This window comes from Desulfuromonas svalbardensis (assembly GCF_055389415.1).
This window is the reverse complement of the sequence record NZ_AP042416.1, coordinates 3,123,980-3,145,359: the sequence shown is the minus strand read 5'-3', so window position 1 is coordinate 3,145,359 and position 21,380 is coordinate 3,123,980. Positions and strand designations below refer to the sequence as shown.

Sequence of the window (21,380 nt, the reverse complement as noted above, 5' to 3'; positions counted from 1 at the left end):
CCTACTGTGTAATTCATACGCAACGCGTCAACTCCACGCGAATTCGCTACGCAAAAACAGCCACTATATAAGAGCAATCAATATGGCCTAGAAACTAAAGGATTTGATCTGTTGAACAATGCTTCTTGTTTGATAACTTTAGAAATTAACTGTGGTAGAAGAATATTTTAACATCTTTTAACTGTATGGTGTTTGTATTTAAAAAGATACAGGTGAATTGGTGTGTCAGCCGAGCGTACTTTTGATTGTTACATTTTTTAGTTACGATCAATTCACAGTTTGGCGTGTACATTTAGATGGAATATCGCAGGTCTCCCCTTTAGCTCAATCCTTTTCCTAACTCACACCATGCGTAGCTGATTTTTTTGAAAATTAGGATTACGCACTAGCTTTGCGGCCATAAGTTATCCCTAATTTATTCATCCGATTGCGTAGCGTGCTGGGGTTGATCCCAAGCATTAGAGCCGCACCATTTTTCCCGTGAATTTGACCCTCACTGAGGGCGAGTGCTCGTTGAATATGTTGGGCAATTAATTCATCAAGAGATAAAAAAATATTTTTATCAGCCGGAACCATTTCGGTCTCTTTCAATTCCCTAGTGAGGCAAGGAAATACACAGCCGCAGGAATCGCCAAGTGCGGATAATGGGCCATTCTTGCGGTTTGAAATGGTGAAGGTGTCTAATGTTAGTGCGCGACCTTTGTTCTGAATCAATGCTCGTTCAACAACGTTTTCAATTTCACGTACATTTCCCGGCCAAGGGTGGGAAACTAAGACCTCTAAAGCCCCTTTTGCAATAGCAGGCGGGCAGCGGAATCCAAGTTCCTTTGACTTTTTTGCCACAAAGTATTCCACCATGGAGGGGATATCTTCCTGACGGTGGCGCAACGGTGGAATAATGATAGGGAAGGCGTTCAACCGAAACCACAGGTCTTCACGAAATTTCCCTTCGGCAACCATTTTCTCTAAATTGCGATGGGTGGCGGCAATCACACGAATATCAACGGATACGCATTCCGCGCCGCCCACTCGTTCAATTTCACGACTTTGCAACACCCTTAATAGCCGAACTTGGGCTGCTGGTGGCAACTCACCAATTTCATCCAGAAAAATTGTTCCACCATGTGCTCGTTCAAATCTCCCTCGACTGCGAGCAATAGCGCCGCTAAAGGCCCCTTTCTCGTGACCAAACAGTTCACTGTCAATGAGGGTTTCTGGAATACCACCACAGTTCACTTTGATAAACGGCCCTTCGCGCCGTGGCGACAAACGGTGGATTGCACCAGCGATCACTTCTTTTCCCACACCAGTTTCACCAAATAAAAGCGCCGTACTTTGTAGTGGTGCAACTTGTTTCACCATTTCCATAACATGAGCGAGTCCGGCGTTAGAACCAATTATTTTCGTTTTTGAATGCTCAGCTAACTCCCGCTGCAGCTGTTTATTGTCATCCAGAAGATGGTCTTTGATGTTGATGAGCTGTTGATGACCTATCGCGTTGGACATAGCAATCGCTAATGGCTCGCGTACAGATGTCATCAGTTTCATATGTTCTTTGGTGTATTGATTTGTTCCCGTTGCCTGCATCACCAGATACCCGTTCACATTATTGCTGATAGGCAGTGATAACAGAATCTCCGAGCAGCCATGATTCATAACATAGGGAGCAACAGCAGCAGATAATGGGTCGAGTTGGGTGTCTGCCACTAAACGGTCCATGTTTTTGATTGCTGTAGCGAGCACCTTACCGGTCTCAGTGGGCAATTGAATGGGGCCATCGTGAGCCAATGTGCCAGCATCGTTCACTGCGGCAATATGCTTAATATTACTGTTCTCTGAGTTGTAGACACCAAAGATCATTTTATCGACAGGCATGAATTGGCGCAGATAGATCAGGCAATTATGTAAGGCGGTATCAACATTAAACTACTACACAGGGCTAAGGTTACTGCGCGGAAAAAACGTATTTGATTCAACATTCATGAGAGCACCTCGTCTGCTCAGGATGTTTGTTTGGAATGTCACGACTGCGAGATTCTGGCAGAAGTTACATATTCAGGTTTACAGAGTCATGATGCCAGCTGGGCATTGAGTCACCGCGCTGCAGCAAAAAGAAAAGTGATGGATTGCGCCAGTTGTCACCAGCAGAGCGATTGCCTTGAATGCCATAGTGCTGGCTTTGCCGATGAGATGGGTCAGTTCGGTAACGACATGAGCAATGTTCACCGCAGCATTCGTCCAAGAGGAGGCTGAAGGGTTCCACGGTGGTCTCGAATTGCTCGAAGCAGAGTTGATCTCTGATGGCTTAACCTTCACCGGTGGTTACCCTTATTTTGCTGGTGCATCATGGACTAACGAAGGTAACTTTGGCGCGGCTCATAACTACAATTATTTGCATCATGAGCCGGGCGCATACGCTCACAACCGGATTTATGCAAAACGGTTGATCTTTGATTCTATCGATTGGCTACAAAATGGCGCACTCACTGGTACCATCGACGTAAGTGCTGCAACAGTAGAAGGTGCTGCATGGTTAGGGACATCTCGTCCGTAGCATCAAGTAAATAGTCTTGTTAACAAAAACGGGCCCTGACGGGGCCCGTTTTTTTATTCATAAAAAAGAGAACTATCGTTAAGTAAAATTCGTTTTTGTGGACGAAAAATTGAAACTCAGTATAATCATTTAAGAAAGTAACTTTTATCCTCAATGATGGATGATTATGATGCTCTGGCTTTCACGCGCTATTCTTGCGATCTCTTTAGTGCTGGGTGTAGTGTTCTTCTCTCCAGCAACAAGTCAGGCTAATACCCGAGAAAGTAAGCGGGTACTGGTACTGCACTCTTATCACCAAGGCTATGCTTGGACCGATAACGTTACCCGTGCTCTGCAACAGCAATTTGAGAAATCTGACTTCAACGTTGAGCTGTTTATTGAATACATGGACACCAAACGTCTCCAGCCCGACTCGGCCTTTCCACGACTAGCCTCACTGTACGAATTTAAATATTCAGATCTGCATTTCGATGCCATTGTATGTTGCGATAACAATGCGCTCGATTTTCTTGTTCAATATCACCACATGGTGTTTGACGGTACCCCAGTCATTTTTTGCGGCATCAATAATTTCGAGCCGACGATGCTCAATGGACATGATGATTTCACCGGTATCTTTGAACAATTGGATGTTCGCTCGTCTTTAGAGCTGATCCTTGAGCTTCATCCGTCAATCCGTCAGCTAACTGTTGTCAGTGATGCGACCACTACCAGCCACCTGATCATGAAGCGGCTGGCTGAGGTTGAGGATGACTACCGTGATCGATTATCATTTGTTCACTTTGCAGCGCTGCGTCCCAATGAACTGGGCCGTGCCGTGGACCGGTTACCTAAAGACAGTGCCATACTACTGCTGACATACCTTCGGGACCGCGATGGTATCAGTTATCCCGTCACCCTTGCTCTTGAGATTATCCGCAATCACAGTCAATCTCCCGTCTACACGTTTTGGGATGATTTTATTGGTGATGGTGTTATGGGAGGGTTGGTGATAAGTGGACACCAGCAAGGAGTTTTTGTTGCCCATCTAGCGTTGCAACTGTTTAATGGCACAGAGATAGAACACCTGCCACCACCTCATGCAAGTCCCAACTCTTATATGTTTAACTATCAAGAGATGCTACGTTTAGGACTTACATTAGCGCAACTTCCCGATGGCAGCGTGGTGGTTAACGAACCTCAGACCTTTTACTACCGCTACCGTACTGGCGTATGGGGGGGGACCATCCTCTTTAGTTGGCTGGTGCTTTCGGTGCTGTTTCTGACTCGAGCGAACTTTTTACGCCGCCAAGCTGCGCGAGCCATTCAAGCTGAGAAAGAGTTTACCGAATCAGTGCTCGATGCCATCGCTGTTCCCCTATATTACCGCGATACCAGTGGTGTTTACCTTGGCGTAAACAAAGCAGCGGTTGAATTCTTTGGTTTTGCCAAAAATAAAGCGGATGTGATTGGCAAAACAAGCTACGATATCTTTTCTAAAGAGGTTGCCGAGAAGGCCAGTGTTGCCGACCAGCAACTTCTCGTCAACGGTGGCACTCAAAGCTACGAAAGCGTTATGACTAATCGGGCTGGTGAATTACGCCATGTCTTTTTCACCAAAGCGCAGTTTTTTGATAGCCAGTCGACTGTGGCTGGTATTGTTGGTACCATGCTCGATATCACCGAATTGAAGCAGGCCCAGCAACTAGCCAGCCGCTTTGGTCGCATTCTCGACTCATCTCTTGAAGAGATCTATATGGTGGATGCCAATCAGCTAAACCTGATTCGTACCACGCTCGGGTCGCGGAAGAATCTTGGTTACACTCAAGATGAACTCAATAAAATGACGATTACCGATGTACTACCAGCCTTTTCCCTTGAAGCACTGCGCCAGCAGGTGCAACCCCTTTGCAACAATCAGCAGAAAAAACTGGTTGTCACCACCGAAATGCAACGTAAAAATGGTTCCTGTTATCCCGTTGAACTCCATCTTCAACATACCGAAATTGAAGGAGATTCTGTCATAGTCGTGATGGCTCTGGACATCACTGAAAGGGTAAAGCTGGAGCGGCTTAAAAATGAGATGCTGTCGATGGTGAGTCACGAGTTGCGCACGCCATTGACTGGTATGTTAGGTTTCGCAGAATATCTACTTGAAAACGATCCTCCTGTCGAACAGCGGATCGACTGCCTGCAAACGATCTATAAGGAAACCATCAAATTACAGGAATTGATCGACAATCTGCTCAACCTGCAACGGCTCAAAGCTAGCCAAGATGCGCCAGCCACTGATCCTATTAATGTCAGTGAGTTGTTAGAGGAGGTTCTACATCTATTCAGTCATGCCTCGGAAAAGCACACATTGCAACTGGAGTGTCAAGGTCCGTTGGCGCAACTGCATGGTAATTCAAGACATTTAATGCAAGTGTTAAAAAACCTCGTTTCTAATGCCATCAAATATTCTCCGGCTGGTGGTAATATCACACTTGGAGCTAAGCAGCATGGTCAAACTATTCGTGTTTGGGTCAGCGATGAGGGGATGGGGATTAGCGAACCGGATCAACAACTTATTTTTGATCATTTCTATCGTGTTGATAATGGTGACAACCGAATGATTGGCGGAACAGGTTTGGGACTTGCTCTTGTTAAGGAGATGATCCTCTCTCAAGGGGGAACCCTCGAGTTGAAAAGTACGTTAGGCGAGGGCAGTTGCTTTATCTTTATCTTGCCGCTGCATCAAGGCGCTGAGGAATAAAGAAGTCGTTTGACGTTAGTGACACTCCTTGCCTCGACGCTATAATAATATTGTGAAATTGGATTTTATCCCACCTAACTGTGTATATATATTTTATCCACCGGTAAACGACCAACTCTCTGAGGAAATTCGCCCTCGACGAGTCCTTGGCGCCATCTCAACACGTTGAACCTCTAAGTTTTTGTATATTTATCTTATACAGCGGCAGTTTGAAACAGTCCTTCAAGAAAAATAGAATAGTCATTTAATCCCTATAAATCTAGTCTCTTACCTGTTAAGTGAATAGACGTTCTAGACTTGGCACCGTGAATGCAATGGTTACAAGTAATTGCTCACCTGTTGCTGCTATGCAGCCTTTGATTGCTCCATCCACATTATTCAGGAGTATGCCATGACGATATCTCACCAATGTCCCGATCTCTTCCATCCTGTTGGCCGCGCTTGCTGTGTTCGCGAAATCAAACGTCGCGCTAAACTTAAGGTACACCAAAACCTGCTCAATGATCCTCAGTTTCAACTCCAACACTCTGCTTCACATTGATGATGTTTGTCCTTAAACCGATTGGAATATAAAAAGGCCGACTGCATTTTGATGCAGTCGGCCTTTTGTCATTTATTACGTTAGGTAAGGGGTTAGCAGTGTTTGTCTAACAGGTCCTGACCCTCTTCGCGCAACGTCTCACTCAGACGTTGGTCGTTCATTACAGTACGTAGCACGTCTAATCCTTTTCTCTTCGAACCGCGAGCGATTTGGGCTTGTGCCACACGGAGTTGCCAACGTAGATTGTCTGGTTCTTGGAGGCTGGCTCTGTTGAAGGTGTCGAGAACCTTGTTTAGCTCGCGCTGTTGGCGCAGTAAAAATTCAGCCAAACACAGACCCATCTCTGAGCCACCGCCATCGAGAATTTGGGCGTATAATGCTTCTGCTTGTTCCAGCTGGTTGTTTTGTTCCAGCAACGTGGCAGCGAGCAGGGTAATGTTTGGATCGTCGTGACCTGCATCAATGGCTTCAAGGCCGTGCTTGAGAGCGAGTTCGTCATCGTGTTGAATATGGTACAGCGAGGCTAGTTGGGCATGGCAAAAAGCGACATCACGATCCTCTAATAACATCTGTAGAATCAGCTCAAGGGCTTGATCATTCTCTTTTAGCCCGACTAATAACATTACCAACGTTTCTGCGGCCAGTAGGTGGTCAGGGTTTTGCTTCAGGCATGATCGCATGGTGTTACATGCCTTCTGCTCATGTCCGTGGCGTGCCATCAGTATCCCTAGCTCATAGTCAAACAGATCATCTTGTTCGCCAATGGGGAGCTTGGCTAGCATATCCAGAGCTTGGCGGTCTTCCCCTTGATGAGCCCGTACTATGGCTTGCAAAAATTCAGCACTCTTTTTAGGATAACGCTCTGATAATTCTTTTGGATAGTTGGTTAGAATTGCTGCCAGTTGCGAATCGAAATCGTTGATTTGTCCGTCATCGGTTGTTGTTGCGTTTTGATCCTGTTGTGACGCACAGCATTGAGAGGAGGTTGGTTCATTTGATTTGGAAAAAAGGCGACTAAATAGACCCATGTTCGTGGTTCCTTTTATTGGTGAATAACGAATGTAAGGACGCTACTTTAGTGTGGTTGGGCTGGAAGTGCAAGAGGTGGGGGCGAAATTTCGACATGTACGTCAGAAAATCACAAGAGAAAAAATTTAACTGATCACCAAATTGTGTCGATAAGAGTTTAGATACCAATGAAACAAAGTGATCGCTGCGCAATATTTCAGGACGTTTTCCCGAAGCTGTGAGGTGACAATGACAATCAGGCCGATCTCCTTCAACCCGAAGCCGCATGTCGATCAATCCGCTGCGCAGTGTAATAAGCAACCCCAGGCGCATTTTTCCAAGGCGTTGGATCAGGCTCAACAAGCATCAACACAACGCACGGACGAAGCGCGGAAAGTGTTACACCTCTTGCAGGACTACATGTTGGGGCAGTTCACGTATCAAGAAGAGGATATGGAACTGCTCTCATCCTATGATTTTATCCGCCCCTTTACCCCTGCGGGATACGATGCGTATCGTGTCGCAGCATCAACCCTCACGCCAGTGTCTGCGTTAGCGGAACAACAGCCGTCTATCCCGGCCGTTAGTACCGCACCCGTGGTCGCCGAAACAGTTCACCCTGAAGCTCCTCTGGCAACGAATATGCGCGCGAATATTGAAAAAATGATTGATCACGTTGCAGAGCGTGTCGGGCTGCCCGCAGCATTGATCCACTCTGTTGTCAGAACAGAAAGCGCGTATAAGCCTGATGCGGTATCACCTGTGGGCGCGCAAGGGCTGATGCAGTTGATGCCAGGAACGGCGCAAGAGTTGGGCGTTGAAAACAGCTTTGATCCACAGCAAAATCTTCTCGGCGGTAGCCGTTACCTTAAAGGGTTACTGCAAAAGTATAATGGTGATCTTGATCATGCTCTAGCTGCTTATAACTGGGGGCAGGGTAATGTCGACCGTAAAGGGTTAGAACACATGCCAGAGGAAACCCGCAACTATATCGCTAGAGTCAAACAAGCATCGACACCATTGGGTTAATTGATGGTTTGACGAACCAATTATTTCACAATTTTGAGAATCTCTTTGAATTGTTTCCCCTCAGCGACCTTAAGTAGCTCAAATAGGGCGGTTTCGACACCCGTCGAACTGACACCAGATTCTGTCATCCTTTGCAAACCAATTTTCTTGTTTCTCTTGCTTCGTGACGATACAGCGTCCGCCACAACCTGAACCTCATAGCCTAACTCCACTAAATCTGCTGCTGTTTGATAAACGCAAACGTGGGCTTCAATCCCTACAACCAAAACCTGTTTGCGATTCAGTGCTTCCAGCTGCTGCATAAAGTGGTCATCACCGCAGCCACTAAAGCTCATTTTGCTGATAGGCTGAAGATCAGATAAGAGGTCTGCAATTTCAGGAACTGTCGCTCCCAGACCTTGAGGGTTCTGCTCTAACCAGAGAATAGGAATATCTAAAACCCGAATTCCCTCGATAAGCTTTTTCACGTTGGTGAACAGAAGATCTTTCTCGTGCATCAATTGCGCTAGCTTCCCTTGAATATCAACAATTACTAAGATCGTGCTTTGTGTTTTGAGCATGAGGTTTTCCTCTCTTTGATCGTGGCGTCTTCCGAATATTAATAATCATAGCTTTGGAAAAAGTATAATGGTAGCGTGGCAAAAGTTCCCAATGGATCAACCTCTTTAACACTTATCGCTTTTGGATTACTGATGCAAGAAAATCAAACCACCACTAAATTGACCATTGAACCCCCTTCCACCCACAGCGAATCTCTTGAGTCTACATACTATCAGGATAATTCCACCTTTGCCGATGTTGAGGTGTTACCGCCCGATCCTACCTTTCAGCACACAAATTCGCGCCCTCGCGGTGAAAGTGGTTTGCGAAAATTTGGCGGTATCGGTCTGTTTCTGCTGTTCATCTTTAGCAAGCTGAAATATGTCGGACTCTTGCTACAGGTTGGTAAGTTTAAGACATTTCTCAGTATGGTCATCAGCATCTGGGCCTACGCCATGTTCTGGGGTTGGTCTTTTGCCGCCGGTTTTGTTGTACTGATCTTTATCCATGAGATGGGCCATGTTATCGCCCTGCGAATGATGGGGATTCCCGCCTCGGCACCCATGTTTATCCCGTTTGTCGGTGCCCATATTGTCATGAAGAAGATGCCGAAAAACGCTTTTGTCGAAGCCGTGGCAGCTTACGGTGGGCCATTGCTCGGTACACTCGGCGCTATCGGCTGTGCTGGCATTGGTTTTTATACTCAGAACCTGTTTTGGTTTGCTCTGGCATCAAGTGGCTTTCTACTTAACTTGTTTAATCTGTTACCGATCTCGCCGCTGGATGGCGGACGAATCATTGGTGTCATCAGTCCTAAACTTTGGATTGTTGGCCTACTCGGTGCCATCGGCCTGTTCTATCTGACCTGGTCGCCAATTGTCGCCCTGATCGTGATTATCGGTAGTTTTCAAATCTATAAATCGTTCAAGGCGTCGAAAATTGAGCGTGCTGCGTATTATGATGTTTCGCTGACAAAGCGATTCGCCATGGGTACAGCCTTTCTACTGCTGCTAGCCGTGACGTCCATCGGCATGCTAGCGATGCAAGTACCGTTGCAGAACATGTAGTCAGCGCCCTGATAAATTAGGGTCACTCACCAGTATGTCTCAGTTTTTCAAGGGTTTGGGCTGAGGAATGGGTGCAGAGTGGTAGGTCTAGTAGTATAACAACAAAGGGCGGTTCCTTACGGAATCGCCCTTTGTTGTTAACGTCGACAGTAACTCTTGTTACGTCTGATCGGAATGTCTTGTCGTTGTGTCTCTGAACCAGAGACATAAAGAGCCCTATCAGCGATAAGGGTCGACATATTTTTCTTCCGTACCAAAAGCATAGCGAAAGAGAAAGTCGTTGATATCTCGTAATTGTTGTGGTGTCAACTTATCCCAAGAGCCGTCTTTAGCGCATTTCGAATACCGTTGTTCAAATACGAGGTCCCAAGACTTCTGAGTTTTTGATTCAGGGCTGAAACAACTTGCCCCCACTTCATTGTCACGATGATGACAGCTTTTGCAGCTGCTTTTGTAGAGCTTACGTCCCTCGATTAACCACAGGGATGCGGCCCCCTCGAACCTTTTCGCGCGTTCCGCTTCACTTCGCTGAGGCAACACGTTTTCAGCGGATACTTCCTGTTGTATGGGGTCTGCTTGGCCCATTAAAGGAATACTTAACAGCAAAGCAGCCAACGCGAAAATTTTCCATTTTTGTTTTATCATCACAAGACCCTCCGTCTTTTTAAAGACTCAGTTGTTTGTAAAAATATAGACGACAGCACTGAGTGAAAGTTCATTCTATATCTATATGACAATAAATTGATCGTTTTGTGGAGTCAAGAGAAACTATTTCGATAAGAGGTATACGTGATTATTTCTGTACTTATTCGAATGAAACTCTGGACACTCCTTGAATTTAATGTCAAGTCTCGATGTTGTCTATCGTGAATCATTAGGTCAGTCTTTGGGTGATGTTGTCGATTGCTACAGATTAAACAGAAAAAGGCCGTCTGCATTTCGATGCAGACGGCCTTATATCATTTATCACAAACAGAGAAGGGGATTAAACAATCGCCTTCATGCCGCTCATTGCTGCGCGCAGCTCTTCGCCGATCTCTTCGATGTAATGCTCACGAATTTCAGCGTTTACGCGAACGAGAGCACTGTTGTCAACGCTGGTGTCTGTTGAAGCCAGACCTTTACCGATAACGTCAGTATCAACATTAGTCATGAAGTCTTTGAGTAGAGGCACACATGCGTGAGCGAATAGGTAGCAACCGTACTCAGCGGTGTCAGAGATAACGCGGTTCATCTCGTACAATTTCTTACGTGCGATGGTGTTCGCGATGAGTGGAGTTTCGTGGAGAGACTCGTAGTATGCTGATTCAGGCTCGATACCTACTTCAACCATGCTCTCAAAGGCTAGCTCAACGCCGGCTTTAACCATAGCAACCATTAAGATCGCTTTGTCGAAGTACTCTTGCTCTGAAATCTCACCAGCGGCAGCGGTTTTTTCAAATGCTGTCTCACCTGTCTGCTCACGCCATGTGAGGAGGTTGATGTCATCGTTAGCCCAATCGGCCATCATGGTGCTGGAGAATACGCCAGTGATGATGTCGTCCATGTGCTTTTGGAACAATGGGCGCATGATCTCTTTCAACTCTTCCGCTAGCTCAAATGCTTCGAGTTTAGCTGGGTTAGAAAGGCGATCCATCATGTTGGTGATACCACCGTGCTTGAGTGCTTCGGTGATGGTCTCCCAACCGTACTGAATCAATTGTACCGCGTAAGGAGCTTCGATGTCGTTCTCAACCATTTTGTCGAAGCACAGTAGCGCGCCAGCTTGGAGCATACCGCAAAGGATGGTTTGCTCGCCCATGAGGTCAGACTTAACTTCGGCAACAAATGAAGACTCAAGAACACCGGCACGGTTACCACCTTGAGCGCAGCACAATGCTTTCGCCAATTCAAGGCCGTCACCTTTAGGATCGTTTTCGCCGTGTACAGCGATAAGGGTTGGCACACCAAAGCCACGCACATACTCAGCACGAACTTCAGAACCGGGGCATTTAGGAGCAACCATGATAACGGTGAGGTCTTTACGGATCTCGGTACCTTCTTCAACAATGTTGAAACCGTGAGCGTAGGAGAATACCGCGCCTTCTTGCATCAGTGGCACAACGGTATTTACTACGTCGGTGTGCTGCTTATCGGGAGCAAGGTTCATAACGATATCAGCAGTAGGGAGAAGCTCTTCGTAGCTACCGACGGTGAAACCGTTTTCAGTGGCGTTGAGGAAAGATTGACGCTTTTCAGCGATGGCTTCCTTACGCAGGGTGTAGGAAACGTCGAGGCCGCTATCACGCATGTTAAGACCTTGGTTCAGACCTTGAGCGCCACAACCAACGATAACGATCTTCTTGCCTTTAGCGTACTCGCAACCATCAGCAAATTCAGAAGTGTCCATGAAACGGCATGTACCGAGTTCTTCCAGCTTGCGACGTAGTGGTAGGGTGTTGAAGTAGTTTTGACCCATGGTGTTTCTCCTTAAAATTGTTTGTGTAATGTTCGTGAACGTAAAGCTATATCGAAAAGTAGTGTTTCTTATTTTTAAATGCTAACGCACTCTAGCCGATTTACTTCGTTGCGTAAATTGATTTGTTGTGCATATTGTATTGCGTTTGGCGCAAGGGTAACGGTTAAGTATTTCATCTAAGGGGATAAAACATGGATAGTCGCGAGTTGGAGATTTTTTTGGTGGTTGCTGAGCAGCTCCATTTTGGTCGGGCTAGTCAATTATGTCATTTGAGCCCTTCGGCATTGACACGTACTGTTCAACGCTTGGAGGAGCAGATTGGTAAGCCTCTATTCGTGAGAAATAAGCGCGAGGTTCATTTAACGCCTGCTGGTGAGCAGTTTCGGCTTTATGCCAGTGAGTCGTTGTTAAAGTGGAGCTTGTTTAAGCAGGAGTTGAGTCAGGAGCAGACGATCTCTGGTTCGTTATCGATCTATGCTTCGATTACGGCGGTCTATAGTTTATTGCCCGACCTGTTAGAAGATTATCGGCAAAAGTACCCCGCAGTGCAGCTAGAGTTGCGTACTGGTGCTGCAGAGCAAGCAGTGATACAAGTTCAACGTGGTGAGATCGATCTTGCTGTTGCCGCATGGCCAGATCATCAGCAACCACGGATCGAGTTTTTACCGATCACGCCAACGCCGTTAGTGTTTATTGCCCCGACAAGTTCTGCCTTTACGCTCCCCATGAATGATGAGGGTTCTCTCGATATGACCCGTGTGCCACTGGTGGTGCCGCAGGAAGGGTTGTCTCGCCGGCGCTTGAACCTGTGGTTGAAGGAGCATCACGTTACCCCGAACATCAGCACTGAAATTTCAGGCAATGAGGCGATTATTGCCATGGTTCGTTTAGGCTGTGGTGTCGGTATTGTGCCGGAGTTGGTACTGCAGCGCAGTCCCTTTCGTGATGATGTGGTGGTGATTGACAAGGCGCCACAATTGGAACCCTATGTGGTCGGTTTGTGTTGCACGCAACTAAATTTACAGCGGCCGAGTGTCGCGGCGTTTTGGCATTTAGCTGAGCAGCAGCGTATCGCCAATTGATGACGTTGGTGCCTCGACGTAATTGTCGAAGGTCGGTAAAAGATGTCGTGATCTTCCCTTACCTTAATCTCATAGGGTTATGAGTGTTTTACTCTGAGAGCAAAAAAATCCGTCGCTGGGATCGGTCGGCTGAAGTGGTATCCTTGATAGTGCTCACAACCCATCTCTTTTAAGCAGTTGAGTTGCGCCTCATTCTCTACCCCTTCCGCCAAAATTCTAAGGCCAAGACCTCGGCCCATTTGAATGATTGCCGTAACCATTTTACAGTCGTTGATGCCATGTGGGAGGTCATCGACAAATGACTTGTCAATCTTCAGTTGATCAATAGGGAAATATTTAAGGTACGATAACGATGAGTAGCCGGTTCCAAAATCGTCAAGAGCCAAGCGAATGTCAAGATCGTGCAGTTGATGCAAAAGTTCAATAGTCTCTTGCTCTTTGTGCATCAGTGCCGATTCGGTGACCTCTAACTCTAACCATTTAGCGGGAAAGCCCGTTTCAGTCAAAATGGTCTGTACGGTTTTGACAATGTCTGCATGGTAAAACTGTAGTGGCGAGAGGTTGACAGCTAGAGAGATAGGTGGTTGTCCCGCATCAAGCCAAGATTTGCCCTGCGTGCAAACCTGTTTAAGTACCCATTCGCCGATGGGCGCAATGCAACCAAGCTCCTCTGCGAGTGGGATAAAGCGTGCCGGAGGGATGGCGCCGAGTTCAGGGTTGTTCCAGCGCAGTAAGGCTTCTGCACCGATAATCTTGCCGCTTTTGAGCTCGACTTGTGGTTGGTAGTAAACTTCAAATTCTTGATTGTCCAAGGCATGGCGTAAGTGGGAGCTAAGTTGTAGCCGCTCTAACGCTTTGGCCGTCATCTCTTCATTGTAATAGGCAAATTGAGCACGACCACGTCGCTTGGCTTGGTACAGCGCCGCATCCACTTTTTTTAACAAATCCGTCGCATTGTCACCGTGGTCTGGAAAGAGGGTGATGCCAATGCTGGTATTCATCTGAAGCTCAATCCCTGTGTCAAGGGTAAGTGGTTGCTGGATAATATCAAGAACCTCTTGAGCGACTAATGGCACTTGATCTCGATGCTCTAAATCTTCTAATAGGATAATAAACTCATCACCGCCAAGTCTGGCAACCATATCGCTACAACGAAAACGATTTTGAAGACGTTTAGCTATTCGCCGCAGCAGGGCATCGCCGATGAGATGCCCAAAGCTATCGTTGATATCTTTGAAGTGATCAAGATCGAGGCTGAGTAACATCAGTTTGTTGTTTGATCGTCGTGCGCGCTCTACGGCAGAGGTGAGATGATTACAAAATAGGCGACGATTGGGTAAATCGGTTAGTGGATCATGGTATTCAAGGTAATCGACTTGCCGTTCTGATTCTTTTATTTGGCTGATGTCGCTAAATACGGCGATGTAGTGGGTGACCACTTTGTTACTATCTAGTACTGCACTAATCGAGAGTCGACTTGGGTAGATTTGACCATCTTGACGACGATTGAAGACTTCACCTTGCCATCTGTTGGTGCGAGTGAGGCTGTGCCACATTGTTTGATAAAAAATTCGGTCATGGCGGTTCGATTTGAGCAATCGAGGTGTTTTCCCAATCACACATTCTGCAGTGTATCCAGTAATTTCGCAGAAGGCACGATTGACCGAAATGATTTTTTCGTCCGCATCAGTGACAATAATTCCTTCGGTATTATTTTCAAATACTGTTGCTGCCAGTTCGAGTTGCTGCAAGTTGAGAGCTTGTGTGCGATCTTGCTCGGCAACATCTAAAGCAAAAACAAGGTCCTTAACAAGTTCACTTAAAAGTCTTTTCTCGTCTTTGTGCGTAAGGAGATCGCTGTCATTGGTATATAAAACTAATAGTATTGGATCGCAGTCGACAGGTTGAACGGGGTATGCACCTACAGCATCAAATGGTTGTAGTTGAAATAAATTTTGATCTGGTTGGCAGAGCTTCTGTTGGTAGCTTCCAGAATTGAGGTTGCTAATACTTTTGGTGCTGTCGATGAATGGGTAACTGGAACATTGTATAGTCTTAAGCTCATCTATGGTGATTCCTGCTGCGACAATAGGAGTGTACCCTCCATCACTACTTGGTACACCAATCCATGCCAGACTGAACGTATCATCGGCTAATAGGGTGTCGCAGACAAATTGAAACAGCTCTAGTGGCTGGGGTTTATGAACAACCTTTTGATTGATATCTGAAAGTATACGATACAGCCGAGCAAGGTGAAGAGTTTCTTGCTCCAGTTGTTTTTCTCTGGTGATGATGCGAGCAGAGCCAACCGTGCCGATTAGTTTACCATCGGTGTCATAAAATGGCGCTTTATAGACATCAAGACAAACCAACTCATCGCAGATATATCCATCTTCTTGAAATCGCATCGGTTTTTGGGTGGAGAGAGTCGTGGTATCTGATACGGCGCACATATCACTAAAGCTGTAGGAGTTTTTTAGGTTAGGATGGTTATCAATAATTCGCTGCCCAAATAGTGCATCGGTTTTGCCAATCGGTTCATCAGCACTTTGGGCCAATAATAGCGTGTGATTGATTGCTTTGTTGGTGAAAATATAACGGTGCTGGCAATCTTTTGCCCAAATTAAATCGGGAACATTGTCGCAGATGTTCTGTAATAATAGCGCTGTTTGTTCGTGTTGAGTTGACATTAGGATGAGCTCTTTTTCAGTTCTCCGGCGTATTTGTATTTCATTTTCAAGCTGGAAAGTTTGCTGATCAAGCTCGCTGAGCATAGCGTTGAAACTCGCTGAGAGTAGCTGGATTTCTAGATAGGGTTGTTTCTTTAAGCGAAATTGACGCTTCTCAGATTCGAGGCTTTCTACGTTTTGTATGTGTTCGGTGAGTTGAGCGAGAGGATTCGTTACTGATTTTAGGATGAACCACGTGATCGTCATACCAAGGATACCCAGAAGTAAGACAATGATAGATAAGGCAATCGTTGCTCGTTTTGCGGGTAAGTGAGCTTCTGTTACGGGGTAGTTTGAGGCTACAACCCACGGTACGCTGGTTAAGTGTTTGAAGCTGGAAATAGATTTTATACCTCGGGAGTTGACCGTAAAGGCAGTTCCTTCCCATCCTGTTAGTGCTTTATCAAACAGTTGATTGGCTCCAACGGGAACATCTTTTTTTAAGATACGTGAAGGGTCTGGGTGTACCAATATCGTACGATCATTACTGTATAGATAGAGATGTCCCGTTTTGCCAATTTTATGCTTGGCAATCGAGCCAATAAGGTTGTCACCGTCTAGGCGCATACCACCTGAAAGAGTACCAATCTGTTCTCCTACGTGATTCAGTATTGGTGCATTAAACTGAACTACAGGGTGATAGGGCGCCACGGGCGAGCGAAAAGGGGTGGAGATTGTCGATGCTTTTGAATTTCTACTGTATTGAAAAGTAGGAACGCTTGTCTGATCCTCTTCGGTTGTTCTCGGACCCTTGCCCCCTGTATTGGCTATGAGTGTACCTTGGTGATCCCAAAGGCAGAGGCCGTGATCGAAAATAGCGCCAATGCCGACTCGGTCTTCTAAAAAAAATTGTGCTTGGGTTGGGGTTGTCATCGCGGCAAGCGGGAGGATTTTTGCAACGGAGCTAAGTTGAGTAGATGCTGTAGTAATTTTATTATCGATCTCACGTTGGATCGAGGATAGTAGGCTGTTTTGTTGTATCTCTAAATTTTGTGTGAGGTTCCAACGAAACAGGGGAGTCATGATGCCAACGACGGCAACCAGGAAGAAAAAACCAGCAATAATCATGATTAAAACAAGTTTTTTACGAATCCCAATATTTGCAAAGCCGTTAAGCAGTTTCATGATGGTGAAAATCTCCAATTTGGTACCAAAAGTCTGTGTGGTGCGGGAATGGTAGGAATTATTTGGTTAAATATGTTAGCAGGATGAGTGCAATAATCCCAAATAGTATCAGGTGTTTGTATTGACCAAGGTTGTTTAAAAATACCACATTGGAGTTAATCTATCTATGTAATTAATCCCTCGATTTGAATTTATCTTTACTCATTAGCTGGCTGGTCCTGCTGGGGGAATTGTTAGATTCTTTTTCTATGCAAAACTTTATAAAAATATTAGAATGATGGATTAATTTAAGGTGGTCTGTTCATCGGTTGAGAAGCGTACACTTTTAAAAGATAGATAGGGTTGATTGTAAATGATGACCAGTAATGAAAATTCTGCTACCGAAAAGAGCACTGATGTTGATGGTTTGGATCCTCTTCTAGAGTGCTTGTTAGTTGTGGTCGGTTTGCGTGGGCGTATTTTAAGTCGTGAAGCTGCATTGGCTGGTTTGCCCCTTGAAGGGGGAAAGTTGTCGCCCAGTTTATTCGACCGAGCTTCAAAACGTGGTGGTCTTGTTAGTCGGGTTGTTGTTCAACCGTTGAACCGCTTAAACGCTGCTTTGTTTCCCGCTGTCTTGTTTTTAAATGATCAACAAAGTTGTGTGTTGGTTCGTATTGATACAAATCAGGACGTAGCGCATGTGATTTATCCTGAAATGGGTGAATCACAGGTTGAGATCTCTCTGGCGGACCTTGCTAACAAATATGTTGGTCGGGTGATCTACCTTCAGCCTAAGTTTAAGTTTGATGAACGAGCACCACAAACAAGAAATATGCGCCACCGACATTGGTTCTGGCGAGTGATGTATGAGAACTTTGATCTGTATCGTGATGTATTAATTGCAGCATTTTTACTTAGCCTTTTTGCCTTAGCCATGCCGTTATTTGTTCGAAATGTTTATGATCGCGTGGTGCCGAATCAGGCGCTGCACACTTTGTGGGTGTTGGCCTCAGGGGTTGGAATCATTCTCGTTGGCGATTTAGTGCTGCGCTGTATGCGAAGCTACTTTCTCGATCTGGCTAGTAAGCGGGTCGATATCAAACTGTCTTCTTACATTATGGAACGGGTGTTGGGTACACGCCTTGAACATCGCCCCTTATCGGCAGGTTCGTTTGCCTCAAATTTACGCTCCTTTGAAACCGTGCGTGATTTTATTACCTCCACCACCGTTACGGCTCTGATTGATCTCCCTTTTGCGATTGTTTTTCTTGTTGTTATCGGCATGATTGGCTGGCAGCTTACGTTGCCAATTATTGGTGGCATGTTGATTGTGGTGATCTTCTCGTTATTAGTGCAAGGAAAAATGCACGAGCTTTCTGAATCCACCTATCGCGCCTCAGCCCAGCGTAATGCAACCCTCATTGAAACCTTGGTTGGTCTTGAAACGATTAAGGCTTTAGGTGCTGAAGCCAAAATGCAAAGTAAATGGGAATCGAGTGTTAACTTTTTAAGTCAAATTTCAACTCGATTGCGGTTTCTCTCTGTCACCACTATGAACACTGCACTCTGGGTTTCGCAGGCTGTGAACGTTGTATTGATCATTGTCGGTGTGCATCTGATCATTGAAAATCAACTAACCATTGGTGGTTTGATCGCTTGCTCATTGTTATCATCACGGGCGTTAGCTCCTATCGGCCAAGTTGCTGGATTGTTGACTCAATATCATCATGCGACCACAGCCTTTTCATCATTAAATACCATTCTTGCACAACCAACAGAACGTGCGGATGATTCCAACTTTCTTACCCGTGAAATTCTCGATGGTGATATTGAATTTAAGGATTTAAGTTTCAATTATCCCAATCAAGAATTTAGCGTATTAAAGAATGTTTCTTTCAAAATCAAAGCGGGCGAGCGGGTTGCTATTTTAGGTCGAGTTGGTTCAGGCAAGACGACACTACTCAAATTAATGCTTGGCATTTACCAGCCCACCCAAGGCAGTGTTTATATTGATGGCATTGACCTGCGCCAACTTGACCCTGCTGAGGTGCGGCGCGACACAGGTTATGTTTCACAAGATGCGACCCTGTTTTATGGCACTTTGCGCGATAATATCAGCATTGGTATGAACCAAGTGGATGATTCGCAAGTCATTGCGGCGGCGCGAGCGGGGGCGCTACTGGACTATGTCAACGCGCATCCGCAAGGGTTTGATATGATCGTTGGTGAACGTGGCGAATCGCTATCGGGTGGTCAACGGCAAGGGGTGGCCATCGCGCGAGCCGTTGTCAAAGATTCGCCGATATTACTACTTGATGAGCCAACAGGATCAATGGACCATAGTAGTGAGGAGCTGGTTAAGCGGGAGTTCGAGACCTTTACTCAAGGAAAAACGACGATACTGGTGACTCATCGTACCACTTTGCTAGATATGGCAGATCGAATCATTGTCCTCGATGCCGGTAAAATTGTTGCTGATGGGAGTAAAAAACAGGTCATGGAGGCGTTACGTCAAGGCCGGATTGGGAAGGCCTCGTAATGTCTAAATTTATCGATTGGATCCTAACCAAAGTGCTGCCATTGCGGGGACAAGAAAATCATAATTGGGAAATTGATGCCGATTGGGCACAGGTTGATCAGCAGCCGTTACGTGCTCGTGCGCTATTGTACTGGGGCTGTCTAATCTTTGCCGTGTTACTTATTTGGGCTGGCTTTGCTGAAATTGATGAAGTAACACGCGGTGAAGGCAAGGTGATTCCGTCGGGACAGGTTCAAATTGTTCAAGCGGTAGATGGTGGTATTGTTTCAAATATTTATGTTCGCGAGGGGCAATTAGTTGAAGCGGGACAGTTGTTATTGCAGATCGACCCCACCCGTTTTGTTTCATCGGTTCGTGAAAATCAGGCCCAATATCTTCCCTTGCTTGCCAAAGCAGAGCGCTTGCAAGCTTTGGCCGAAAAGCGTGATTTTAATCCGCCTGAGCAGGTTATTCAGCAAATTCCTGAGATTGTTGGTTATGAACAACGACTTTATGAAACCACGAAGCGTGAAGTGAATACTCAGTTGGCGATTGCCCGGCAACAGCTTCAACAGCGTAATGATGAATACCACGAAGCCGCTGCAAACCGTGTTCAGTTGGATAATCGCTATCAACTGCTAAAGCGCGAACTCGATGTGACTCAGCCGTTGGTGGCACGAGGAGCTGTATCTGAGGTTGAATTATTACAGTTAGAGCGCGAAGTCATTCAAATCCGTGGGCAACGCGACCAGGTGACCTCTCAACTTGATAGACTCCGGTCTGCTCAAGCGGAAGGGAAGCGGAAGATTCAAGAAGTTGAGCTCACTTTTTATAATCAAATACGCCGTGAACTGTCTGAAACAAAAGCAAAGCTAGGTGGATTGTTTGAGGAAAAGACGACCCTTGCTGATCGAGTAAAGCATGCAGAAGTGCGATCACCTGTACGTGGAACGGTGAAAAGACTCTTCACTAACACCGTTGGCGGTGTGGTTCAGCAAGGCAAAGAGGTGGTTGAGGTTGTTCCCCTTGATGATGCTCTCGTTCTTGAAGTGAAGGTTAATCCAAAAGATATTGCCTTTTTACTGCCCAACTTGAGCGCTCAAGTACGCTTCACCGCCTACGATTTTTCGATCTATGGCAGTTTGGATGCCGTTGTGGAAACCATTGGTGCCGATACGGTTATCGATGAAAGAGGTAATGCTTTCTATGTCATTCGAGTTCGAACCCTAGAGGCGGAATTGGGTGATAGTTTACCTATTATTCCGGGAATGATGGCTCAGGTTGATATCATGACGGGACGAAAAACGGTGTTGTCGTATCTGTTGAAGCCCATTTTACGTGCTAAAGCAAATGCGCTAGGAGAGCGATAATTGATGGGGGAATTGTGTATCTCGATACAGCAGGGTAAATTATCTCGTTGGCAGCAGGCCTTTCCTGAAGGTGAAATAATTGATGCGGCATCTCAACTCATTGACGGTGCTGATGGCTATTGCACGATCTGGTTACACGATGATGGATTATCTCACCAGCAGGTGAGCCAATGTTTAGAGCAGTTGCGTCAAATGAATCCTACGTGTCGTCCGATTGTGATCTCTTGTGTCCCCGACGCAGCCAAGGCGATGCTGTTTTTTCAGCACGGTGCAATGGGGTATTGCCACGCGATGGCGACTCCCGAAATGTTACAACAGGTTGTCCTTGTTGTTCGCAATGGTGGTTTGTGGTTGGGCCCTGATCTTATGAATCGTTTTGCTGGTTCAATTGGTCAACGTGAGACATCCCCAGTCTCTTCCACGTTGGAGAAACTTTCTGTCCGAGAGAAACAAGTTGCCGAACTTGTGGCAACAGGCGCATCAAACAAAGAAATTGCCCAATCTTTGTCTATTACAGAACGTACGGTTAAGGCGCACATGAGCTCTATCCTCGAAAAATTAGCGATACGAGACAGGCTTCAACTTGCTTTATTGGTTACCCCGCCAAAGAACTAATTTATATCTATTTCAATTATTGACTGTCGGC

16 protein-coding genes are annotated in these 21,380 nt (G+C 45.9%); 10 read left to right on the top strand and 6 right to left on the bottom strand.

Annotation, left to right across the window (positions count from 1 at the left end; all coding sequences use genetic code 11):
• Positions 1-378: 378 nt before the first annotated feature.
• Positions 379-1,875 carry a sigma-54 interaction domain-containing protein gene (locus ACZ5KY_RS14040; RefSeq protein ID WP_464244520.1) on the bottom strand — a complete coding sequence of 499 codons (1,497 nt, stop codon included), beginning with the start codon at positions 1,873-1,875 and terminating at the stop codon, positions 379-381.
• Between the two features lie 138 nt (positions 1,876-2,013).
• On the opposite strand from ACZ5KY_RS14040, the gene ACZ5KY_RS14035 reads away from it, so the two are divergent.
• The 4 genes from ACZ5KY_RS14035 (at position 2,014) to ACZ5KY_RS14020 (ending at position 5,829) form a co-directional block, all read left to right on the top strand.
• Positions 2,014-2,253: a hypothetical protein gene (locus ACZ5KY_RS14035; protein ID WP_464244519.1), complete on the top strand. Its 240-nt coding sequence runs from the start codon at positions 2,014-2,016 to the stop codon at positions 2,251-2,253.
• Positions 2,219-2,554 carry a hypothetical protein gene (locus tag ACZ5KY_RS14030; RefSeq protein ID WP_464244518.1) on the top strand — a complete coding sequence of 112 codons (336 nt, stop codon included), beginning with the start codon at positions 2,219-2,221 and terminating at the stop codon, positions 2,552-2,554. Before ACZ5KY_RS14035 ends, ACZ5KY_RS14030 begins: the two co-directional genes overlap by 35 nt.
• 166 nt (positions 2,555-2,720) lie before the next feature.
• Positions 2,721-5,288, top strand: a complete 2,568-nt coding sequence (locus tag ACZ5KY_RS14025; protein WP_464244517.1) for an ABC transporter substrate binding protein — start codon at positions 2,721-2,723, stop codon at positions 5,286-5,288.
• A 391-nt stretch (positions 5,289-5,679) separates the two neighbouring features.
• Positions 5,680-5,829 (top strand): hypothetical protein, encoded by a 150-nt coding sequence (locus ACZ5KY_RS14020; RefSeq protein ID WP_464244516.1) that lies wholly within the window; start codon positions 5,680-5,682, stop codon positions 5,827-5,829.
• Between the two features lie 92 nt (positions 5,830-5,921).
• Here ACZ5KY_RS14020 and ACZ5KY_RS14015 read toward each other — a convergent pair whose 3' ends face one another.
• Complete coding sequence (locus tag ACZ5KY_RS14015) at positions 5,922-6,857, bottom strand: tetratricopeptide repeat protein (protein ID WP_464244515.1); 936 nt, start codon at positions 6,855-6,857, stop codon at positions 5,922-5,924.
• Between the two features lie 229 nt (positions 6,858-7,086).
• On the opposite strand from ACZ5KY_RS14015, the gene ACZ5KY_RS14010 reads away from it, so the two are divergent.
• Positions 7,087-7,866, top strand: coding sequence for a lytic transglycosylase domain-containing protein (locus tag ACZ5KY_RS14010; RefSeq protein WP_464244514.1), 780 nt, complete (start codon positions 7,087-7,089; stop codon positions 7,864-7,866).
• A gap of 20 nt (positions 7,867-7,886) precedes the next feature.
• Here the strand turns inward: ACZ5KY_RS14010 and ACZ5KY_RS14005 are convergent, their stop codons facing one another.
• The gene (locus tag ACZ5KY_RS14005; protein ID WP_464244513.1) at positions 7,887-8,426 is read right to left on the bottom strand and encodes a hydrolase; all 540 of its coding nucleotides are present in this window, start codon (positions 8,424-8,426) and stop codon (positions 7,887-7,889) included.
• 132 nt (positions 8,427-8,558) lie between these two features.
• Here ACZ5KY_RS14005 and ACZ5KY_RS14000 point away from each other — a divergent pair, with 132 nt between their 5' ends.
• Positions 8,559-9,473 carry a site-2 protease family protein gene (locus ACZ5KY_RS14000; protein ID WP_464244512.1) on the top strand — a complete coding sequence of 305 codons (915 nt, stop codon included), beginning with the start codon at positions 8,559-8,561 and terminating at the stop codon, positions 9,471-9,473.
• A 219-nt stretch (positions 9,474-9,692) separates the two neighbouring features.
• On the opposite strand, the gene ACZ5KY_RS13995 is transcribed toward ACZ5KY_RS14000, so the two are convergent.
• Positions 9,693-10,118, bottom strand: coding sequence for a hypothetical protein (locus ACZ5KY_RS13995; RefSeq protein ID WP_464244511.1), 426 nt, complete (start codon positions 10,116-10,118; stop codon positions 9,693-9,695).
• Between the two features lie 340 nt (positions 10,119-10,458).
• Positions 10,459-11,931 (bottom strand): ketol-acid reductoisomerase, encoded by a 1,473-nt coding sequence (ilvC, locus tag ACZ5KY_RS13990; RefSeq protein ID WP_464244510.1) that lies wholly within the window; start codon positions 11,929-11,931, stop codon positions 10,459-10,461.
• 191 nt (positions 11,932-12,122) lie between these two features.
• Between ilvC and ilvY the strand changes: the two genes are divergently transcribed.
• Entirely contained in the window at positions 12,123-13,013 is an 891-nt protein-coding gene (gene ilvY / locus ACZ5KY_RS13985) for an HTH-type transcriptional activator IlvY (RefSeq protein ID WP_464244509.1), read from the top strand.
• 77 nt (positions 13,014-13,090) lie between these two features.
• Here the strand turns inward: ilvY and ACZ5KY_RS13980 are convergent, their stop codons facing one another.
• Positions 13,091-16,867, bottom strand: a complete 3,777-nt coding sequence (locus ACZ5KY_RS13980) for a bifunctional diguanylate cyclase/phosphodiesterase (protein WP_464244508.1) — start codon at positions 16,865-16,867, stop codon at positions 13,091-13,093.
• Between the two features lie 352 nt (positions 16,868-17,219).
• Between ACZ5KY_RS13980 and ACZ5KY_RS13975 the strand changes: the two genes are divergently transcribed.
• From ACZ5KY_RS13975 to ACZ5KY_RS13965, 3 genes are read left to right on the top strand one after another with little or no spacing between them, the layout of a single operon-like run.
• Complete coding sequence (locus ACZ5KY_RS13975; protein ID WP_464244507.1) at positions 17,220-19,385, top strand: type I secretion system permease/ATPase; 2,166 nt, start codon at positions 17,220-17,222, stop codon at positions 19,383-19,385.
• Complete coding sequence (locus tag ACZ5KY_RS13970; protein ID WP_464244506.1) at positions 19,385-20,734, top strand: HlyD family type I secretion periplasmic adaptor subunit; 1,350 nt, start codon at positions 19,385-19,387, stop codon at positions 20,732-20,734. Before ACZ5KY_RS13975 ends, ACZ5KY_RS13970 begins: the two co-directional genes overlap by 1 nt.
• A gap of 3 nt (positions 20,735-20,737) precedes the next feature.
• Positions 20,738-21,349: a LuxR C-terminal-related transcriptional regulator gene (locus ACZ5KY_RS13965; protein ID WP_464244505.1), complete on the top strand. Its 612-nt coding sequence runs from the start codon at positions 20,738-20,740 to the stop codon at positions 21,347-21,349.
• Positions 21,350-21,380 lie beyond the last annotated feature (31 nt).

Excerpts from the sequence above, each read along its gene's own strand:
- ACZ5KY_RS14040 (WP_464244520.1), bottom strand. The coding sequence starts at position 1,875 with ATGCCTGTCGATAAAATGATCTTTGGTGTCTACAACTCAGAGAACAGT.
- ACZ5KY_RS14030 (WP_464244518.1), top strand. The coding sequence starts at position 2,219 with ATGTTCACCGCAGCATTCGTCCAAGAGGAGGCTGAAGGGTTCCACGGT.
- ACZ5KY_RS14025 (WP_464244517.1), top strand. The coding sequence starts at position 2,721 with ATGATGCTCTGGCTTTCACGCGCTATTCTTGCGATCTCTTTAGTGCTG.
- ACZ5KY_RS14020 (WP_464244516.1), top strand. The coding sequence starts at position 5,680 with ATGACGATATCTCACCAATGTCCCGATCTCTTCCATCCTGTTGGCCGC.
- ACZ5KY_RS14015 (WP_464244515.1), bottom strand. The coding sequence starts at position 6,857 with ATGGGTCTATTTAGTCGCCTTTTTTCCAAATCAAATGAACCAACCTCC.
- ACZ5KY_RS14010 (WP_464244514.1), top strand. The coding sequence starts at position 7,087 with ATGACAATCAGGCCGATCTCCTTCAACCCGAAGCCGCATGTCGATCAA.
- ACZ5KY_RS14005 (WP_464244513.1), bottom strand. The coding sequence starts at position 8,426 with ATGCTCAAAACACAAAGCACGATCTTAGTAATTGTTGATATTCAAGGG.
- ACZ5KY_RS14000 (WP_464244512.1), top strand. The coding sequence starts at position 8,559 with ATGCAAGAAAATCAAACCACCACTAAATTGACCATTGAACCCCCTTCC.
- ACZ5KY_RS13995 (WP_464244511.1), bottom strand. The coding sequence starts at position 10,118 with ATGATAAAACAAAAATGGAAAATTTTCGCGTTGGCTGCTTTGCTGTTA.
- ilvC (WP_464244510.1), bottom strand. The coding sequence starts at position 11,931 with ATGGGTCAAAACTACTTCAACACCCTACCACTACGTCGCAAGCTGGAA.
- ilvY (WP_464244509.1), top strand. The coding sequence starts at position 12,123 with ATGGATAGTCGCGAGTTGGAGATTTTTTTGGTGGTTGCTGAGCAGCTC.
- ACZ5KY_RS13980 (WP_464244508.1), bottom strand. The coding sequence starts at position 16,867 with ATGAAACTGCTTAACGGCTTTGCAAATATTGGGATTCGTAAAAAACTT.
- ACZ5KY_RS13975 (WP_464244507.1), top strand. The coding sequence starts at position 17,220 with ATGATGACCAGTAATGAAAATTCTGCTACCGAAAAGAGCACTGATGTT.
- ACZ5KY_RS13970 (WP_464244506.1), top strand. The coding sequence starts at position 19,385 with ATGTCTAAATTTATCGATTGGATCCTAACCAAAGTGCTGCCATTGCGG.
- ACZ5KY_RS13965 (WP_464244505.1), top strand. The coding sequence starts at position 20,738 with ATGGGGGAATTGTGTATCTCGATACAGCAGGGTAAATTATCTCGTTGG.